The sequence below is a fragment of the Candidatus Xiphinematobacter sp. Idaho Grape genome, assembly GCF_001318295.1.
Lineage (GTDB): Bacteria > Verrucomicrobiota > Verrucomicrobiia > Chthoniobacterales > Xiphinematobacteraceae > Xiphinematobacter.
The window spans coordinates 681,968-701,378 of record NZ_CP012665.1 but is presented as its reverse complement, the minus strand read 5'-3'; the positions used below and the strand labels follow the sequence as shown (position 1 = coordinate 701,378).

The 19,411-nt window shown below is 48.2% G+C and carries 16 protein-coding genes and 1 tRNA gene; 7 read left to right on the top strand and 10 right to left on the bottom strand.

All coding sequences use genetic code 11. From position 1 onward, the window contains the following. The first annotated feature begins 41 nt into the window (after positions 1 to 41). Genes trpA through folK form a run of 5 tightly spaced genes read left to right on the top strand, consistent with a single transcriptional unit; the run spans position 42 to position 3,900 of the window. Positions 42 to 854, top strand: a complete 813-nt coding sequence (gene trpA, locus AMD24_RS03300) for a tryptophan synthase subunit alpha (RefSeq protein ID WP_062100647.1) — start codon at positions 42 to 44, stop codon at positions 852 to 854. A gap of 21 nt (positions 855 to 875) precedes the next feature. Continuing rightward, on the top strand, positions 876 to 1,685 hold the full coding sequence (dapF, locus tag AMD24_RS03295; protein ID WP_235503179.1) for a diaminopimelate epimerase: 810 nt from the start codon (positions 876 to 878) through the stop codon (positions 1,683 to 1,685). A gap of 18 nt (positions 1,686 to 1,703) precedes the next feature. Further along, on the top strand, positions 1,704 to 2,603 hold the full coding sequence (gene dapA, locus AMD24_RS03290) for a 4-hydroxy-tetrahydrodipicolinate synthase (protein ID WP_062100646.1): 900 nt from the start codon (positions 1,704 to 1,706) through the stop codon (positions 2,601 to 2,603). Beyond that, positions 2,600 to 3,361 carry a 4-hydroxy-tetrahydrodipicolinate reductase gene (gene dapB, locus AMD24_RS03285; protein ID WP_235503178.1) on the top strand — a complete coding sequence of 254 codons (762 nt, stop codon included), beginning with the start codon at positions 2,600 to 2,602 and terminating at the stop codon, positions 3,359 to 3,361. Before dapA ends, dapB begins: the two co-directional genes overlap by 4 nt. Next, a complete protein-coding gene (gene folK / locus AMD24_RS03280; protein WP_062100645.1) occupies positions 3,358 to 3,900 on the top strand; it encodes a 2-amino-4-hydroxy-6-hydroxymethyldihydropteridine diphosphokinase in 543 nt (180 codons plus the stop codon). Before dapB ends, folK begins: the two co-directional genes overlap by 4 nt. A 198-nt stretch (positions 3,901 to 4,098) precedes the next feature. On the opposite strand, the gene AMD24_RS03275 is transcribed toward folK, so the two are convergent. Together AMD24_RS03275 and AMD24_RS03270 are read right to left on the bottom strand one after the other, a co-directional pair. Next, entirely contained in the window at positions 4,099 to 4,488 is a 390-nt protein-coding gene (locus tag AMD24_RS03275; RefSeq protein ID WP_062100644.1) for an Hsp20/alpha crystallin family protein, read from the bottom strand. 32 nt (positions 4,489 to 4,520) lie between these two features. Continuing rightward, positions 4,521 to 4,973 (bottom strand): Hsp20/alpha crystallin family protein, encoded by a 453-nt coding sequence (locus AMD24_RS03270; RefSeq protein ID WP_082383043.1) that lies wholly within the window; start codon positions 4,971 to 4,973, stop codon positions 4,521 to 4,523. A gap of 323 nt (positions 4,974 to 5,296) precedes the next feature. Between AMD24_RS03270 and ribD the strand changes: the two genes are divergently transcribed. After that, positions 5,297 to 6,385 (top strand): bifunctional diaminohydroxyphosphoribosylaminopyrimidine deaminase/5-amino-6-(5-phosphoribosylamino)uracil reductase RibD, encoded by a 1,089-nt coding sequence (ribD, locus tag AMD24_RS03260; protein ID WP_082383042.1) that lies wholly within the window; start codon positions 5,297 to 5,299, stop codon positions 6,383 to 6,385. Between the two features lie 295 nt (positions 6,386 to 6,680). Here the strand turns inward: ribD and AMD24_RS03255 are convergent, their stop codons facing one another. From AMD24_RS03255 to AMD24_RS03220, 8 genes are all read right to left on the bottom strand, one after another. Then, on the bottom strand, positions 6,681 to 7,031 hold the full coding sequence (locus AMD24_RS03255) for a hypothetical protein (RefSeq protein ID WP_158404376.1): 351 nt from the start codon (positions 7,029 to 7,031) through the stop codon (positions 6,681 to 6,683). A gap of 269 nt (positions 7,032 to 7,300) precedes the next feature. Then, on the bottom strand, positions 7,301 to 8,074 hold the full coding sequence (locus tag AMD24_RS03250) for an MBL fold metallo-hydrolase (RefSeq protein ID WP_062100640.1): 774 nt from the start codon (positions 8,072 to 8,074) through the stop codon (positions 7,301 to 7,303). A 911-nt stretch (positions 8,075 to 8,985) separates the two neighbouring features. Then, a tRNA-Ile gene (locus AMD24_RS03245) sits at positions 8,986 to 9,057 on the bottom strand. A 452-nt stretch (positions 9,058 to 9,509) separates the two neighbouring features. Beyond that, entirely contained in the window at positions 9,510 to 10,502 is a 993-nt protein-coding gene (locus AMD24_RS03240) for a peptidylprolyl isomerase (protein WP_082383041.1), read from the bottom strand. Between the two features lie 596 nt (positions 10,503 to 11,098). Beyond that, the gene (locus AMD24_RS03235) at positions 11,099 to 11,806 is read right to left on the bottom strand and encodes an isoprenyl transferase (RefSeq protein WP_062100638.1); all 708 of its coding nucleotides are present in this window, start codon (positions 11,804 to 11,806) and stop codon (positions 11,099 to 11,101) included. Continuing rightward, complete coding sequence (locus AMD24_RS03230; RefSeq protein WP_062100637.1) at positions 11,806 to 13,074, bottom strand: adenylosuccinate synthase; 1,269 nt, start codon at positions 13,072 to 13,074, stop codon at positions 11,806 to 11,808. The genes AMD24_RS03235 and AMD24_RS03230 overlap by 1 nt, the downstream gene beginning before the upstream one ends. Before the next feature lie 302 nt (positions 13,075 to 13,376). After that, positions 13,377 to 16,352 carry a preprotein translocase subunit SecA gene (gene secA, locus AMD24_RS03225; protein ID WP_062100636.1) on the bottom strand — a complete coding sequence of 992 codons (2,976 nt, stop codon included), beginning with the start codon at positions 16,350 to 16,352 and terminating at the stop codon, positions 13,377 to 13,379. 230 nt (positions 16,353 to 16,582) lie between these two features. Beyond that, positions 16,583 to 17,272 carry a YggS family pyridoxal phosphate-dependent enzyme gene (locus AMD24_RS03220; protein WP_062100635.1) on the bottom strand — a complete coding sequence of 230 codons (690 nt, stop codon included), beginning with the start codon at positions 17,270 to 17,272 and terminating at the stop codon, positions 16,583 to 16,585. Positions 17,273 to 17,842: 570 nt separating this feature from the next. Here AMD24_RS03220 and fumC point away from each other — a divergent pair. Next, positions 17,843 to 19,249, top strand: coding sequence for a class II fumarate hydratase (fumC, locus tag AMD24_RS03215; RefSeq protein WP_062100892.1), 1,407 nt, complete (start codon positions 17,843 to 17,845; stop codon positions 19,247 to 19,249). The last annotated feature ends 162 nt before the right edge of the window (positions 19,250 to 19,411 follow it).

Below are 19,411 nucleotides of genomic sequence, written 5' to 3'. Positions count from 1 at the left end.
TTCCCGTGGGGAGAGTTTTATTCTACCCTATTTCCTATAGAATGTCCAAGCAATCCCGGATGGACGTGGTGTTCGCCCGCCTTCGTTCCCAGAAAAAAAGGGGCCTAATTGCCTATATCACTGGGGGAGATCCATCCTTGAAAGGCACGTTAGAAATTATCCATGTATTGGAAGAATTAGGAGTAGACATGCTAGAGTTGGGGATTCCCTTTTCAGACCCACTAGCAGATGGACCCACCATCCAGGCAGCTATCCAGCGCGCGTTGCGCGCGGGGAGTAGTGTAGAAAAAATTCTGGAACTTATAAGCCATTTACGTGAATCATCTTCCCTTCCAGTCATCCTCTTTACCTACCTTAATCCCATTTACTTTTATGGAATTAAAAGGTTTTTAGAGGATGCCATCTCCGCAGGGGTGGACGGGCTTCTAGTACTCGACTTACCACCCGATGAAGTTTCTTGCAATGAAGACTTGGCTATCGGAAATCATCAGCTACAGATTATTCAGCTCGTTTCTCCAACAACCCCCCAGGAGCGAATTCCATGTCTGGTTAACGCTGCTCGGGGCTTTGTATATTGCGTTTCTAGAGAAGGGGTTACTGGAGAGCGACCTGAACTTGCTACAACTCTCCGCACTCAGCTCCAGAGCATTCGTCAATACACTTCTCTTCCAATAGCAGTAGGGTTTGGTATTTCCACTCCTGATCAAGTAAGGGTTGTCGCTGGTTACGCAGATGCGGTAGTAATAGGTAGTGCTATTGTGCGTCGCATTGCCGAATATGCCTCCTCCCCACGGTGGCTGTTACAGATCAAGGAGTTTGTGGAACCACTTGTTGAAACTCTTCGGACAGCATAAAGCAGTTACCAGCTCCATTCCATGAGGCTCTCCTTTACAAAAATGCACGGCTCCGGTAACGACTTCGTGCTGATAGATAACCGGGATCAACGGGTGCATCTTGCCCCTTCTCAAATTACCAAAATCTGTGATAGGCATTATGGGGTTGGGGCTGATGGGTTACTTCTTATGGAGTCACCTCAAAATGGGGGCGATCTCAGGATGCGCTACTATAACGGCAACGGTCAAGAGGCAGAAATGTGTGGGAACGGCGCCCGTTGCTTTACTCGATATGCTCAACGTATCTTAAAGAGTAAGCAGAGAGCATTTTCTTTTGAAACTCCAGCTGGCCTTATCCGTGGTGCGTTGCTGGGTGAGAGCGTAGAAGTCCAGATGAGCGAGCCTAGTAACTATTGTCCGCCTGCTTTCTTACAGATAGCAGGAGTGACGGAAGAGGTGCATTTTCTCAGTATCGGGGTTCCTCATGCAGCTGTTTTTGTAGAGGCTGTGGAAAAAGTAGATGTTAACCTTCATGGGAAGGAGATTCGTCTTCATGAAGCCTTCGCCCCACTGGGAACAAATGTCAATTTTATACAAATTGTTGCCACTGATCACCTGCGCATCCGTACCTACGAACGGGGGGTAGAAGCGGAAACTTTGGCGTGTGGTACTGGAGCTGCCGCATGCGCTCTCCTTTATCACATGCACAGGTCTGTTCTTTCTCCAATCTGGGTTACGGTGCAAGGAGGAGATACCCTACGAGTTTCTTTCGAAAGTTCTCCTAATTTGCGCAACGTGTGTGTTTGTGGCCCTGCTAGCTTTGTTTTTGATGGAGAAATAGAAATTTTCTAAGTAGCCTTACCTAGCTCTATGAAATTCTGCGGAACTTACACTGCCCTTGTCACCCCCTTTCGGGGGGGGGAACTGGATATCCCAGCTTATCGCTGGTTAATCGAACAACAAATTGCGGCTGGGGTGGATGGAGTCGTTCCTGTAGGAACTACGGGAGAATCTCCGACACTCACCACGGAAGAACATACACGAGCTATTCAAGTAGCCGTCGAGGTAGCTTGCAACTCCACCGTGCGCGTTATTGCCGGTACAGGATCTAACTCCACTGCAGAGGCTATCCATTTAACCCAAGAAGCCGAAAAATTGGGTGCGCATGGCGCCCTCTTAGTAGCGCCGTACTACAATAAACCTTCCCAAGAAGGGATTTACCGACATTACAGAGCAATCTCTGTTTCCACCAGGCTACCGTTAGTCCTTTACAATATTCCAGGCCGTTGTGGAGTGGAAATTAGTGCAAAAACAGTTGTACGTTTGGTAGAGGGATGTCCAAATATTGTTGCTCTCAAAGAGTCCGGGGGAAGTGTGGAACGTGTCAGCCAACTTCGGGAGGAATTACCCGACTCATTTACCATTCTTTCCGGTGATGACTCGCTCACCCTGCCTTTCTTAGCAGTGGGGGCTGAGGGAGTTGTTAGCGTGGCTTCCAACGTGATTCCGAAACAGGTCTACCAGATGGTCCATGCCTGGAAGATAGGCCAGTCCAGACTGGCAATGCAACTGCACTACAAATACTTTCCCCTTTTCAAAAGTCTATTCGTGGAAACCAGTCCTGTACCAGTGAAGTACGCACTTTCTATCCTGCATTCCAAGAGGATTTCCGAGGAAGTCCGTCTCCCGCTATGTGAACTCACTGAGCCCAGTAAAGGGTATATTAGAGATATACTGCAATCTAGCACCAGTGGTACCCTTCTTTCATGATGATTCCTCCCGTTCGGCTCCTCATAGCTGGTAGTCATGGTAGGATGGGAAAAGCGGTTGCCACGTGCGCCAGGGAGGACCCGCGCTTTCGAATTTCCGCTGAAATCAATTCTAACGACTCCTTCCCAAGAGCACTCTCCCAGAGTGACGTATCTATCGACTTTACTCAGCCGGAAGCAACGCTGCCATTTGTCAAGGCTTCAGCCCATGCCGGTAAACCTATTGTCATCGGTACCACAGGGCATTCCTATGCTGTAGGTCCTACCCTTGCACAGTATGCGCGTGCTATCCCTATTGTCTTTTCCCCCAATTTTAGCACTGGCGTGAATGTTCTCTTCTGGCTTACCCGTAAGGCCGTGGAAATCTTGGGCGTAGACTTTGACTCAGAAGTTATAGAGATGCACCATCGACACAAAAGAGACATTCCTAGCGGTACCGCCGCAAGACTGGAAGAAATTCTTGCAGAGGTACACCCTTCTCTCTGTATTCCAGAAAAGATAGAACATAGCCGACAAGGTGTAGCAACCGCTACACCTTACTCCAAGCGTAAGATTGGAGTGCACTCCCTCCGAGGAGGGGATATCGTTGGGGAACACACTGTAATATTTGCTGGTGGTGGAGAACGTCTTGAACTTGCTCACAAGGCCTCCAGCCGAAATACCTTTGCTTTAGGCTCTCTGCAGGCTGCTATCTGGGTGCTTCGGCAACCTGCTGGACTTTACAGCATGCAGGATGTTCTTGGGTTGCTAGCGAGATGAGATTTTCTTCTCCTTCCTCTTCTAATTGCCGAGCAGGTATTGCTTTGGGCTCTAACCTGGGAAGTAGCTTGCTTCATCTTCGGAGGGCTGCAGCAGCTATTCTTTCGCTTTCCTCTCCTTCACGGTCTTTTGCTGCCAACTATTCCTCGAGCGTTTATCGAACTGCTCCAGTGGATTGCCCCTCAGATTCTAGACACTTTCTGAATGCCGTAATAGAAATCGGGTGGAGCTCTGGACCGGAAGCCTTGTGGGAGGAGCTCCAGCGACTGGAAACTCTTGCCGGTCGCAAGCATCCACACCCAAGACACGCTCCTCGCCCTCTAGACTTGGATCTGCTCTACCTTAGCTCGTACCAAGGAATCTTCGGCCCGATTATATTGCCGCATCCGAAGATCGGATGCCGCAGGTTTGTTCTTGCTCCACTGTCTGATTTTGCGCCTCACCTCTTTCTCTTCAGAGAAAAGAAGACGGTCCGGGAGCAACTTCTCTTGCTTCCAACCTTCCCTTCCGTAGAGAGAATCGAACAAGCCCTCCTCTGAAAGGCGGCAAGCCTGTAAAGTCAGGGAGCAGAGCAGCAGCCACTAAAAACTCCCTCCGCCCCTCTTTGTTTCGGAGCCGAGAAGCGAGAGAAAGGGCTAAAAAAAGACAGGACGCTGAATCCCCCCGCAAAAAAACCACAGACCCTGCTGCCGCAATGTGCGAGAGACAGGCAGCCTTCCACCAAATTACCGTCTCCTTTATTCTATAGGAATCTTCCGCGGTTGTACCCTCTCTGACTTCGGTACACGAAGCGTAAGTAACCCCTCTTCTAGAGAGGCCCTAATACCAGAGGCATCTACCTCCGGAGAAAGATCAAACACTCGCCGGTAGCCCTTCCTCTCACCTCTCTCTCGGGGCAGCGGCTTCTCTCCTGCAGGAGACCGATCCGACTGGCGACATCCTACTACCACTAACTTTCCATCTTCAATAGACACCTCCACGCCGCTCCTATCGACACCCGGTACTTCTATTTCCAGAGTGTAGCCCTCCCTATCGTGCCAGATATCCGCAACGGGAGTGATGAAAAATGAACCACTCTCAGTCCGCTCTATCTTGTCTTCTGGTTTATGAATAATAGCTTGAGACATAGGCTTATGGTAAAACTACCGGTAAAACTACCTTAGTTTGCATGGATTGCGATCCTCTTTGGTTTCGCCCTCTCACTTTTGGGTAGGACGATGACTAAGATGCCTTCCTTGTAGGAAGCAGTTACCGCACTCTCGTCCACTCTCGTGGGCAGACTAACAGACCTAGAGAACTTCCCGAAGAAGCGCTCCCTTCGGAGCGGCTCTCCTTCCTTCGCTCTCCGCTCGACCTTGCGCTGACCACCAACAGTAAGCAGACCATCCTTCAACTCAACTTCAAAATCCTCCCGCTTCATCCCCACCAGCTCCACCCTCACAATAACTCTTTCCTCTTCCTCTTCCATAGTAAAGAAGTAACGCTCCCAGGAAGCCTGTAAAAATGACGGCTCGGAAATCCACTCGAGAGCGCGACTAAAAAAATCACGCAGCGACGACGCTTGGTGGAATGCTCCCCAGGGGGACATCTCGTAATCTTGAAGTCTGTTCATCTTCTCCTCCTTTCACCTTGGGGGAGCTATACACCCTATAAGCCGAATTAGCAACAATAATTTGGCCAGTTCTCTGCAATAATCCTTCTCCTAAAAGACCGTAAGCTATTTTGCTTACAAAGCAGCCGGAATGATTCTTATTTCCTGTTGCCGTCAATTCTAGAGACTGGCTCTTAAGCGCCATTTAAAAGAACCTTCATAGAGTGGACCAAAGTAGACCACAAGCACAATAAGTTGTAGTAGCCCCCAGCTATTTTACCCTTGCTATAAGGTGGGATCCTCTTTAGAGTAGTTCTAGTAGTTTTGGTTGCTGATAAGTGTCGATGGACCTACATCTTGCCTCGGATACGCTCTGGATGAGGAGGGCGCTCGCTGAGGCCGTAAGGGGTGTAGGTTGGACAAGCCCAAACCCAGCTGTGGGGGCGGTTATTGTGCGGGAGGGGCGCCTCATTGCACGGGGTTTTCATCGTCGGGCTGGTGGTCCTCACGCAGAAATTGCAGCATTGCAGATGCTGAAATCGCCCGGAGATGCCCGTGGCGCCGAGCTCTTTATTACGCTAGAACCTTGTTCTAGTGCCGGGCGGACGCCCCCTTGCACCGATACCATCATCGCCGCAGGGTTTTCCCGAGTAGTATTTGGAGCATTTGACCCAAACCCTCTCCATGCTGGCCATGCGGTGCTTTTACTAAGATCCGCAGGAATTCAAGTTGCTACAGGCGTTTTGGAGGAAGAATGTCTCCTTCTTAACGAAGGGTGGAATAAGTGGATATGCACTGGAAGTCCATTGGTTATCGCTAAGGCTGCCATGTCTCTGGACGGTTATATTTCTTCCCACCCGCGACGACGCTGGATTACCAGTGCTGCCAGCCGACGGGATGCCATGGGTCTCCGCTCCACTGTGGACGCCATTCTAGTTGGGGGAGAAACAATCCGAACTGATAATCCACGCCTTACCCTTCGTAGGGTTCCACCTCGTCCGCAACCCTGGCGTGTAGTTTGGACGCAAAAAAGCTTACCTCCGGATGCGAGGATTTTCACCGATCGCTACCACGATCGCACTCTAGTCTTTCAGAAAAGCTCTCTTAGGGAAATACTCCACTCCTTGGGAGCACGTAGCATTAGGTCCGTACTAATCGAAGGAGGGGGGTATTTGCTTGGAGAAGCACTAGATCAGCACGTCATTGACAAATTCTGCCTTTATTATGCTCCACTATTTTTGGGTGGGAGGGTGCCAGCCTTTGGTGGGTTGGGTATTTCTTCTCTCGCTCAAGCATTAAGACTGACTAAAGTTCGGTATAGATGTATTGGAGATGACGTCCGCCTAGAGGCCTACCCCCAAACAACTGCTATAGGTGGCTGTTCTGGCCGTTTAAATGTATCGCCAATTAAAATTGTGCCAGGAACTTCCTAGAAGAGTTCTGATACGGACGGAACCGTCGCTTTTGCGCGCCTTTTCATTTATGGGGAGAGCGACGCGATATTTTCTCTATTCTGATGGCCTATGTGGCCTGCGTGAACATATCCTCAGTTCCCTGAGAAACAAACGGGATGAACAGATTTGGGCGCCGGTTAGACCAAGCAAGGTAGGATTCTTAACAAAATTATACTGGGCGCATACCTTCTTGTAACGTCCACCACTGTTGTCGCTTCTAGGCCCCACAGCAAAGGTTGAATCCGGCCCCCACCAAAATTCGCTACATTGGCCCCTATCCCATGTATTTTACAGAGGGTTTTGGGATTTGTGCTGACGTTCTGTACTCCACATAAATTTTGTCTTGCTCCGTCTTCTCCCCTACCGACAGGAGCTCTCCCTCTACAGCCACTGGTGGTAAGCTCACCGGATATCTTGCAAATCTCGTAGGATTAAGACCGAGAGGTAGGGACTTCAGCTTCCGCGCAAGAAAGAAGGCTGCAGCCTGGCCCAGGCACTGACATACTGATAGGAGAAAAGCAAGGCGGTTCCAAAAGCCCCCGGAATAACTACTGATGAGAAATACCCTTTCCCTCCTACAGACTTTTTTATTTACCTCTAAATCTCCATTCCATTGGATATTCATGATTTCTCCAATGGGCTCCGTGGCAGGCACTTTGGCATTGGCACTAAAAAGTGCTAATCACCTAAAAGTTCGTGTGTACAGGAATTATTTTTCCGCTAGAGAAGACATATAGCACACTATTGGTATCCCCGACCAAGTTTTGGTTGGGCTCTTGTTAAAGCAGTGCAGGCTGTGGCGTTACTCTATGCGGAGAGCAGCTCTCCTCCTATCTTTAGCAACTCCACGATTCTCCCCCAAAAACTCCCAGATCACCCACATCACCAGATTCCTTAGATTTGGATTTGGAGCCCATCATAAGCAGGAAAAACTCCATTAGGTAAGGAAGACTGGATCTTCGCATATTTGAGTTCATGTCCCATGTGAGTAAAATAACAGGTGCGGCTCCTTAAATTCCTGGCTACTCTTAAAGCACCCTGGACTGTTAAGTGGGTAGGATGGAGTGTGTGACGCAGCGCATCGACCACCAGGACTTCCACTCCTTTTGCTTCACTTTGTGCCTTCGGAGGAACAGCACTGCAGTCTGTATAGTAGGCTAAGGCCTTCCTGCCTGCATGATGAAATACAAAACCTGCTGTGGTGAACACTCCATGAGGAAGAGCTACTGGGACAATTAGGAGATCTCCTAATTTGAATTCCTCGTGGACTTCTCTTAAACATGGACGTACGTAATTGCCTATCTTCTCAAAGAGATAGAAAAACATCCTCTTAATCCCTATAAGTGTTTCTGAAACACCGTAAATGGGTATATCACGGTTCTTGAACTTAAGGAAGTGACACAGATCATCGAATCCTAGAATATGGTCAGAATGTGCGTGCGTGTAGAGGACAGCATCCATACCATGAACATTTTCTCGCAAGCACTGTGTGCGGAAATCCGGTGGTGTGTCTACAACAATGCATATCTGCTCGGTCCGCAGCAGGATGGAGGGCCGTAGCCTGTGGTCCTTTGGATCCTGCGAATGACAAACCTCGCAGTTACAACCAATAACTGGTACGCCAGTGGAGGTTCCGGTTCCTAAAAAGGTAAGTTTTAATTTTGCCATAATGGTGCCTTATTTTCGTATGTTCCATGTGAGAAACATGTCCCTCGTGGAAGGGGGGGGGGAGCCCCGTGAGCCCCGCCGGTCAGCTGTGTGAGGTTAGAGGTAGCAAAGTGTGGATGCAGCCTAGGATTTGTTGTCAGGGGTGTGCCCTCACTAAGCACCCGTCCTTCTGTGACTCTCTAATTTTTTAGAGATGAGTCAATAGATAACCCCTTACCCCGCCAGTGTGGAGAACCCAGGATATTTCAAAAAGCTTAGCGTACATTTCTTACCGACTTAGAAGGATCTAGCATGAATGTTGAAGGTTTCTTCCACTCCCCAAGACTTTTTTGCAAGCCTGATTAGGCTTTCAGCTCGCTTAGCAATAGTAGGATTATAGCCTTGCAAGCAGCATATGAACACCTGAATTGGCAAGAAAAGTTAAAGTTGTGTTCCCCTTGGAACAAGGGCCCTATGGAGGAGGAAGCACGAGGGGTCGAAAGATGCAGTGGAACTGCTCCTCAGCTAGAGGAAAATTAGCTAGACATTTTCCAGTCTTTTTGCAGTCGGCCATCCCAGTCCGGAATTCAGTATAAGCTCAACCTCCCAATCCCAACACCCTATTTTCCTATATCTATGGACCTTCTAACGTAGAGGGTTCCATTGGAACCAAGCTTTCTATGCTGATTTGGCCAAAAAAGCACTAAAAGCATTAGGTACTAGGCCAGTTGGCAGGAAAGTTGGACTCATATTAGTTCCCCCATTCTCATATGTAGAGCAGACTGGAGATGGCTCCAGCGTTCTTGTGACATAAAATGCGAAGAGTCTCTGTTCTCCTACCAGATTCTAAAATCCCTTCTTGACAGGAACCGCGTCTTAGACGGATTTGCTAGCAGCCCATTCATTTCGGATCACTAAAGATAGTTCTAGGTTAGGGGCGCCCGGACTCGAACCGGGAACCAAGCAGTTATGAGCCGCCTGCTCTGCCATTGAGCTACGCCCCTGCATCCGTAAAGTAGACCTTGCTTCTCCCGCAGTGATTATTCAACGCAAAAACGAACCGGACTGTGACTACATCATCGATCAAGAAAAATTAGGCATTTGAGAGTGGGACAGTCCTATCATCCCATCGTGGGAATAGCATCGGCGTCGAATGCCTCCTTCTCTGTACAATGAAGCCTTTATCTGAAGGAACTACAAGGGACCCACTGCGTCTCCATTCCTTTTTTGATAGACATTACTGCCTCGCGTCTAAGCCCAACTAGAGCAGCTGAAGCAAAGCAACCGGATAAGTTTCCTTGAGACTCCTCCCGAGGGGACCTTAAGAACCTTCCAATGACACTAGAAGAAAGCCACAGAACCTTCTAGCTGTTCCACCATTGATAAATGCGAGCCTTACAGGACGCTTCCAAAGCTACACCAGAGAAGATCACAACCATTGGCGGAAAAATACTTATCAAGATAGAATTTTGATGTAAGCCCTTTTCCGCAGTCCCTTCAACCAACGCTCCTGAATTTTGAAACGTTGCTGGCGGATGAGATAGCGTTCAATTTCGTCGCGAACTTCTTCGATTCCTTTTACTAAGGCATGCTTATGAGCCTCTACAAACAGGATGTAATGGGCGCCCCCAATGGAGGTAACAGGGCTAATCTCTCCAGGTCTCATGGAAAACGCTAAGTCGGAAAGATCTGCATTTAGGGTTGTCCGCTCAATCCAGCCCCAATCCCCCCCGGAGTTCTTGGTAGAAGCATCTTCAGAGTATACACGCGCCATACGGTCAAATTTCTCTCCACTGAGCAGTTTAGCGCGGATCTCTTCAGCTATAGCCCTCCTGTTTCCTCTATTCACTGTAAGATCATTGCTACTGTCGCCTTCACGCAGAACGATCATCCGCAGCTTTACCCGCTCTGGAGTAGTATACAAGCGCCTATTTTTTCTGAAATACTGCCAAATTTGCCTGGGCGAGATAACAAAATCATCTTTTACGTTTTCCTGACGCATCGCCAGAATGGCCATTCTGTCCATTTCTGTTTCTTCGAGCTGGCTCAGCGTACAGCATTGGGACCATAGGACTCGGACAAGCGCTGTCCGATCCCCGTCGAAGTTCTCACAGACAATCTTCCGTATTTGTCCCTCTACTACGCCAGAAGGTATAGCAAACTCACGTTTTCGGAACTCTTGGAGTATGAGCTGACGGTCGACTAGCTCCCTAATCACCAAGTTTTTTAAGCCTTGTAATTTTTCCTGGCGTTCAACTCCATTCCAGTCCTCCAGCGCCGCCTGCTTCCTATTATGCATAGCTTCCCGGACCTCTGAAACCGTGACCACGCTACTATTGACGACAGCAGCAACTCCATCCAAGAATCCCTCAGAAGAACCCCAGACCCACGCGGGAGCTATAGGAGCCACAGCAAGGGTGCATAAAAGAACAACTGTTAACTTGTACATTATCCTGAACGTCTCGCCAAGACGGCCCAAGGACGGCTACCCCGGACTTTAGATTTCCAAGCATCAAGCAAGGAGACGCCCCCTGCGAGCACCCGAACAGCCATGCTTTTCCTCTCCTACCGCCATAGCAGGATTCTAACTGTCATCTAGCTTATCTGCAATCTCAAATACCCAGAAGGAAGATTATAATGCGCTTCCTCCATTCTCGTGCCATCATCCCTGCTCAGGAGATTTGCTAGGATCCGATGGGTGCGCTTATATACCTGCACAGTATCAACAATATAGGTGCACTCCGCTTTTATCTATCCCCTTTTGCTAGGCTCTGGGCTGGCTCTGGAAGTTTACGCTATTCAGCACGGAAAGAAACCTTCCTGCTCACAGGTTGCATCTCGTCGTCATTAAGTTTTGAGAAGTGCTACACGGGCCCTAGCAACGCATTGCTAGGGTATGCTTGAGCTGGCAACTGGTGGCTATAAATTAAGCTGACAGTGGGCACTTTACTCAATATAACCGTCAGCAATTTCTACACTAGAGCCCGCATCACGACACTTAAAGAGCCAAAACTTGCTGTTCTCTGTTTACCAGCAACTGAACTGTTATAGCTTTCCATAGCGACGACGACGACGACCGTAGTCATTCAGAGCCTCTTGCAAGTCTGCGGCCCGAAAATCCGGCCACAGTTTCGATGTCACATAAATCTCCGTATAGCTAGACTGCCAAAGAAGGAAATTGGAAAGCCGGATTTCCCCGGAAGTCCGGATCAAAAGATCGGGGTCAGGTATACCCTGAGTGTACAGGTAATTCCCAAATAGCCGATCATCAATTTGATCCATATCCACTTTTCCATCTTGTACGGCTTGTACAATACGTCTGGCCGCATCAACGATTTCTATTCGACTGCTGTAGTTCAAAGCAAGGACTAGTGTAATGCCGCGGTTAGAAGCAGTGCGTTCTCTTGCTTTTTCTAGAAGATGCCGACAGGTAATCGGTAAATCTTGTAAACGCCCAATGGCACATAAACGGACTTCCTGATGGATCATTTCTTCAATGCTTTCCCGAAGAAAGCGCTCTAGCAGATCCATTAATCCTTTCACTTCTGCAGAAGGTCGTTTCCAATTTTCAGACGAAAATGCATATAAAGTTAGGTATTGGACCCCTATCTTCCCACAGACTTCTATGCACTCCCGGATAGAATCTGCCCCAGCTTGATGGCCCGACAGGCGTGGAAACCCCCGCTGCTCTGCCCAACGCCCATTGCCATCCATAATGATAGCAATGTGTGTAGGAACTTTTTCATTATTCATTAGATCCGTATGGTCTGTTCCCTGTTGGCTCCCACACTAACAAATGTTGGGTTGGCACCCGTGAGTTCTGAGATCAATTCTATATATTTCCTTGCTCTCTCGGGCAAATCGCCATAGGTGCGTGCACAAGCAGTGGAGCACTGCCAACCGGGAACCTCTTTGTAAACCGGCTCGCACCTTTCCATATCAGACACCATAGCGGGAGGCGTGCGGAGCATACATCCTTCTAGTTGATAACCGACGCATACTTGGATAGTCGCTATAGTATCCAGACCGTCTAAGTTGGTGATCGCTAGCTTATCGATACCGTTTACCATACTTGCATAGCCGGCGGCTACGGCATCAAACCAACCACATCGGCGAGGCCGGCCAGTTGTCACGCCAAATTCACGTCCCATTTTGTGAAAGAAATGACCTAATTCCTTGTTTTCAGTAGGAAATGGGCCGCTTCCCACGCGAGTAGTGTACGCTTTGACTACCCCAATAACATGGTCTATTTCCTGCGGTGGTATACCGCTGCCTGTACAGGCACCACCTGCAGTAGTGTTACTGCTGGTCACGAAAGGGTAAGTACCATGGTCTAGGTCTAGGTAGGTGCCCTGTGCCCCCTCAAAGAGTAACCTTTTCTTCCTAAGTATAGCATCGTGAAGAAAAACCACCGTATTACAGACAAAAGGGCGTAAAACCTCAGCGGCCGCCTGATAAGCCTCCAAGACCTTTTTGCAGTCTAGCGGCTCTGCCTTTAGGTGGCGCAGCGCCATGTTATTTTCGCGAATGCGCTCGGCTAGCTTTTCTGTGAAGGTCTTCGGACTAACCAAGTCGCACATTCGCAACCCTATGCGAGCTACTTTATCTGAGTAGGCAGGACCAATCCCTCGCCTTGTAGTGCCAATCCTGCTATTGCCTCTAAGAGTTTCCAGGCGCTCATCCAGCACGCGATGATACGGGAGAACTAGATGGGCTAGTTCACTGATAAGTAGATTGTTTTCCACCTTAACCCCGTGAACTTGAAGGGCTTGAATTTCCTCTACCAGCGCAACGGGATCGATGACTACGCCGTTTCCGATGACACATACCTTACTGTGCCGTAAAATCCCCGAAGGGATCAGATGTAAAATGTACTTTCTCTTCCCGCAGACGATGGTGTGCCCAGCATTATCTCCCCCTTGACTACGGACTACAATATCCGCTTCCTCCATAAGGAAATCGATAATTTTCCCTTTCCCCTCATCTCCCCACTGAGCACCAACGAGGACAGTATTTGCCATTTTTTGTAAAAACTACTCGAACAGAAGATGAAGTCTTTTACCTCTAGATAGGTCCAGGGCCCGTAACCTTCTAGGACTCGTTATTCGGGTACACAAGGGAAATCATGCCTCTTTCTATAGCCATCCTCTTCAGCCTGCTATCTGCCTATTTTCTCTTGGATCCGAAGGACGCAAGAACTTGTTTCTAACAAGAAAGCTAGTCAAGTAACCTCATAGATTCCGTTGACCAGATCAACTCAACAATCACGGGACGTCTGCCGAAATACCTCGGAGAACTATAGGTTAAGGTTATTTGGGCCATTCTAGACACAGTTCTGCCCTTCATTTGAAAAGGAACTTTGACGTCCGCAGCAGTTTTTAAACTTTTTACCACTCCCACAAGGGCAGGGATGATTTCTCCCTACCTTGTGTGTGCCTCCTTCTCCGTAAAAAGGGAATTGCTCTCCGTCCTGAGACACTGATGAGGTGGATAAGGAAAAAACTGGAGAACTGACAAATGCAGCTCTCTCTATCAGGTCTCTACGAGACAAAAGGGGTCCCGTAGAGGGACGAACAAAGCAGTTCCGAAAGAGATTAACCAAGATCTCCACCTTAGCGGCGTCCATCATCTCCACAAACATGGTGTAGGCATCATTCTTATATTCAACTAATGGGTCCTTTTGTCCAAACGCACGGAGGTATACTGCCTCTCGGAGTCCATCCAGGGCATATAGGTGCTCCTGCCAAAGATGATCCACCGTACTGAGCATAATACGACGCTCCAACTCTCTCATCTCCAGAGGATCTTCTGTCATCGTTTGACATTCATAAGCATCACAAACGCGTTTTGCTAGACACACACTGTTTTCTTCAAAAGACCGAGAGGAGAAGTTTGCCTCTTCTACAGATAAGCCGAGCGAAAATGTTGTGTGAATCCAGTTAAGAAGGCCACAGATGTCAGCATCCTCTGTTGTTGCTGCAAATTCCCCCGCTTTCTTCGACACTACTTCGCTCATCATCTCGAAAATCATTGCACGCAAATCCTCTGCATCCATAATTTCGTTACGACGGCTGTAAACTATCTCTCTTTGTTGGTTCATCACGTCATCAAATTCTAGCGTGCGGCGTCGAATCAGATAGTTGCGTTGTTCTACACGTTTCTGTGCAGTTTCTACACTTTTGTTTAGCAGGGGATGTTCTAGCTCCTCTCCCTCCCTCATGCCGAAAGTTTCCATCATTTTTGTCATGCGCTCGCTAGCTCCGAAATTGCGCATGAGGTCATCTTCAAAACTCACATAAAATCTGGACATACCAGGATCTCCTTGCCGAGCACAACGACCTCGCAGCTGCCGGTCAATTCGACGGGATTCATGACGTTCTGTACCAATGACATACAGACCACCCAGACTGCCTACTCCCCGGCCAAGTTTGATATCTGTTCCTCGCCCAGCCATATTCGTGGAAATCGTTACTGCCCCAGCTGTTCCCGCATGACCAATAATTTCCGCCTCCTGCCTATGATATTTTGCGTTTAACACAGTATGCGGGATCCCCTCCCGCTTTAACATGCGACTCACTAATTCAGAAGCTTCCACACTCGCTGTGCCAACAAGGACAGGCTGCTTCCGCTTGTGAGCGCTTCTAATCTCCTCAACTACGGCACTATATTTCTCACGACGTGTTTTATAGATACGGTCATTTAAATCCCTCCGTTGTACAGGACAGTTGGGAGGGATAACTATCACGTCCAGCTGGTAGATATCGTGGAACTCATTGGCTTCCGTTTCTCCTGTACCAGTCATGCCAGACAACTTTTCATACAAACGGAAGTAATTTTGGATAGTAATAGCGGCTAAGGTCTGTGTCTCTCGGTCAATCTGAACTCCTTCCTTTGCTTCTACTGCCTGATGTAACCCATCACTCCATCGACGACCAGGCATCTTGCGTCCGGTAAATGTGTCAACGATAACGATTTTATTTTCTTCGACCACGTACTCAACATCCTTTTCGTAGAGACAGTACGCTTTGAGTAGTTGGGAAATATTATGGATCCGCTCGGCTTGGACGTTGCAGTAAAGTTGGCACTGAGCCTTTTTGTTGGCTTTTTCTGATTCATCTAGTTGATGGTTACCGTCGATGTCCGCAAATTCCGTCAACAGATCGGGTAACATGAAGGCATCGCCGTCATTTGGGTCAAGAAAGTTGCGTCCTTTCTCCGTTAAGTCTGCATCGTGTTGCTGCTCATCGATAGTAAAAAGGAGTTCTTCTTTCAGTTCAATTAGGCGTTTCTTGCCGTCTGTGTCCTGATAAAAGGAAAGTTCCGCTTTCTCAACCACACGCCGTAGTTCTGGACTTTCCATCATCCTCAAAAGCCCCTTGTTACGAGGTTGTCCTAGCTTTACTTTGAAGAGAATTCTACCAGCTTCTTCGAAATGCTTGATTTCCACGGCTGCTTTAGCCTCAGAAACTAAGTGATTACAAAGCATGGTTTGCTTCCGTACCAGTTGTTCCACCAGTGGGTTGAGATGATCATACTGATGGGTTGAAATGGTAGCCGGACCGCTAATAATGAGAGGAGTACGTGCCTCATCAATCAAGATAGAATCTACTTCATCTATGATGGCATAATAGTGTCCTCGTTGTACTTGTTCTGCCCTGCTAGTTGCCATTCCATTGTCTCGTAGATAGTCAAAGCCGAACTCACTATTAGTCCCGTATGTAATATCTCGAATATATTGTTGCCTCCGGAGTTCCAGAGATTGGTCGTGCTGAATGCAGCCAACAGTTAATCCAAGAAATTGGTAAAGCTGGCCCATCCATTCTGCATCCCGCCTAGCTAGGTAATCGTTGACAGTGACAACGTGAACACCACGTCCTGCCAATGCATTAAGGAAGACTGGCAACGTGGCTACCAGCGTCTTTCCTTCTCCTGTAGACATTTCTGCAATGCGTCCTCGGTGAAGAACAATTCCTCCTAAAAGCTGCACGTCAAAATGCACCATATTCCAGGTCACTGGTTGATCGCAGACAGTAAAGGAATGCCCACAAAGGCGATGAGCTGCATTTTTTACCACCGCAAAGGCTTCTGGCAAAATAGACTCTAGGTCAGCTGCCAGGTGACGAGGAGACTGAATCGCGGAAAAATGTGCCTTCCAGGTAGTCGTTTTTTCCCTTAGTGCCTCATCTGAGCAAAGTTGTAGTTTTCGTTCAGCCTCATTACATTGTAAAATGAGGGGCTGCATCCGACGAAGCTCCCGCTGGTTTCTAGAACCTAGAATTTTTAAAAGCCGGCTAATCATGAAAATGACAACAATCGACCTTAGCTAAACAAGATAGCCAGACACGCAAAGTCCAATTTCAAGAAAAAGCAAACAGGAAGTGCGAAATCGCCTCGTGAGGCGAAACAGATCTGCCTGAGAAAAGCAAAGAAAACTAGTAGCGAAACTATCGGCTAGGCGGTTTTGAGACTAGACTCAAAGAGAGAAGAGAGCTGAGCAATAGTTGAATTAATAGACTGGTAAAAGGGGACTTAACGAGTATGCCGCTTTCCGAAGATAGAACTCCCTACTCTGATTAAAGTCGCTCCCTCCTCTACTGCTACCTGATAATCACTGCTCATCCCCATGGAGAGTGCTCCTAGTGGTGTGCCAGTCTGTCTGGCCAGGCGGTCTCGGCATTCCCGAAGTTGAGCAAAAAAAGAGCGAGAATCCTCCGGATCTTGAGCATATGGCGCTACGGTCATTAGTCCATTGATTTGGATGCATTGCAAAGCCAGCAGTTCCTCCATGCAAGCTTCTAAGGCTGCTGGAGTAAATCCAAATTTAGATGTTTCACCGGAAACATTAACCTCCAAAAGGAGGCATGGGAGAACATTCTTTTCTCTGGCTATCTTATCAATATTTCTGGCCAGTGCTAGAGAGTGCACGCTGTGTATCAGACTAAACAACCCTAGTGCCCTTCGGATTTTATTGGTCTGCAAATGTCCAATTAAATGCCAATTGAGATAACTAGGAAGCATAGACGCTTTCTTCAAAGCCTCTTGGAGATAACTCTCTCCAAACACTTGCTGTCCGATGTCGACGGCCTCTTGAACCTGGCCTGCTGGGTGCGTCTTAGAAACAGCTACCAGGGTGATCTCGTCCGGATTCCTTCTAGACCTCCGGGCCGCTTGGACCAGTTTTTCCCTAACTGCTATCAATTTCTGAGCAACACTTCGCATCTTTCTGACCAGGCACCCACTGGCGAGTAAGCGCCCCAATTACCAAACCGCCCTAGGACGATAACGCCTATAAGGATGGTGTTGCCGCTGGCATCCTTTCTAGTCAACACAGGTCAAACAGGCCTCCAAGAGAGCGGAAGTGGAAAAGCCCACGCCGACCTGGAAAACCTCCTAGAGAAGACCCAATGACCCCTCTTACCTCGCATCTTCTGTTTGAGTTCCTCCACACTATCGGCATCTGATCGTTTCCACCCTCTATATCATCCAGCTTAGTGGTGCAAGATGCAATTAGTAGCCTTAGCAAGGAACTTAGTTTGGTTATTATTATTAGTTAGGGCGAGATATGTGTTTTGGATCAAAACGCTCCAAATCAATTGGAGACTCCACTGGAAGAAGGAGATACATTGTGTCTCGACTTGTTTTCCAGTCGATATGATAATACCCTCGCTGTCGATCAGCTACTTCTGAGGAGCCGACCTTCCAATTCGTTACCAAAAGGCTGTTTCCTCCCAGGGAATAACCATGTGGGTAGGGAGCTGCCTGAGCATTGTCATCTCTCTCAATATCGCTATGTCTAACAATACCACTGCCTATCGTACTGAAACCGACAGCATAGGGGAAATTAACGTTCCAACTGACCGTTACTATGGGGCGCAGACCGCCCGTTCACTTATCCACTTTAATATTGGCAAAGAGGTTCAGCCCGAAGAACTAATCAAGGCCTTAGGCATTCTCAAGAAAGCTTGTGCTCTCGCCAATCGAGAGCTTGGAAAGCTTTCTGAGAAAAAGGCTTGTCTCATCATCCAAGCAGCGAACGAAATTATCTCCGGGGAGCTAAACAGTCATTTTCCCTTGCGGGTTTGGCAAACTGGGAGTGGCACGCAAAGCAATATGAATGTAAACGAAGTAGTTTCTAACCGTGCCATTGAAATAGACGGGGGTGTGCTTGGCTCCAAAAAACCAATCCATCCCAATGATGACGTAAATCTGTCGCAATCTTCTAATGATGTCTTTCCAACTGCAATGAATATTGCGGCTGCCTCTCAGGTACACAATGCCTTGCTTCCAATGGTCCGTAGGTTAAGAGACATACTTGCTGAAAGGCAGAGGAAATTTTCAGGTATTGTTAAAATTGGGCGTACCCACCTGCAAGATGCTACTCCTTTAACCCTAGGCCAAGAGTTTTCTGGTTACGTTGCTCTACTTGAGACGGATTTAGAGCGGTTGCAGGCCGTGCTTCACGGTCTATATGCTTTAGCGATTGGAGGTACTGCCGTAGGAACTGGGCTAAACTCTCACCCTCTCTTTGGGGAGATTGCCGCTCACCATGTTGCAGTACTTACTGGACTTCCCTTTTTTTCTGCTCCCAACAAATTTGCTGCACTTTCTGCCCATAACGAGCTGGTGTTTGCTAGCGGCGCCCTCAAAACTCTTGCTTGCACTCTCATGAAGATCGCCAACGATGTCCGTTGGCTTGCATCTGGTCCACGTTGCGGCCTCGGTGAATTGAACATCCCTGAAAACGAACCGGGTTCCTCTATTATGCCAGGAAAAGTAAACCCCACCCAGTCCGAAGCTTTGACCATGGTAGCAGTAGAAGTACTAGGAAACGATACTGCCATTGGAATTGCCGGTAGCCAGGGCAATTTTGAACTCAACGCCTTTAGACCAGTTATAATCCACAACTTTCTTAACTCTGTCAGACTGCTCAAGGATGCTGGTAGCTCTTTCAGCAGTTACTGTGCCTCTGGCATCGAGGCTAACAACGGACGCATCGATGCTTACGTCCAAACCTCTCTCATGCTAGTCACCGCCTTAAATCCCGTCATTGGATACGATAAAGCCGCCCAAATTGCCAGGAAAGCTCACAAAGAAAATCTTAGCCTCCGCGAGGCTACCTTGACACTTGGCTATTTAAGCGGGGAACAGTTTGATAATATTGTTCGCCCTGAGAACATGACTCATGCCGCCGCTTGATAAGTACCATGGAGTTTACCCTGGCAAAAATTAGCCGTGACTCACCTCAGTCAATTGTTGGGCAGCGTCATAGCGCTCTACAATGTCAGCCGGGCTTTATGGATATGGAATGGAGAGGGCTCGACTTTTTCCTTCCTTTTTCTGTAGGGGAATAAACAGAAC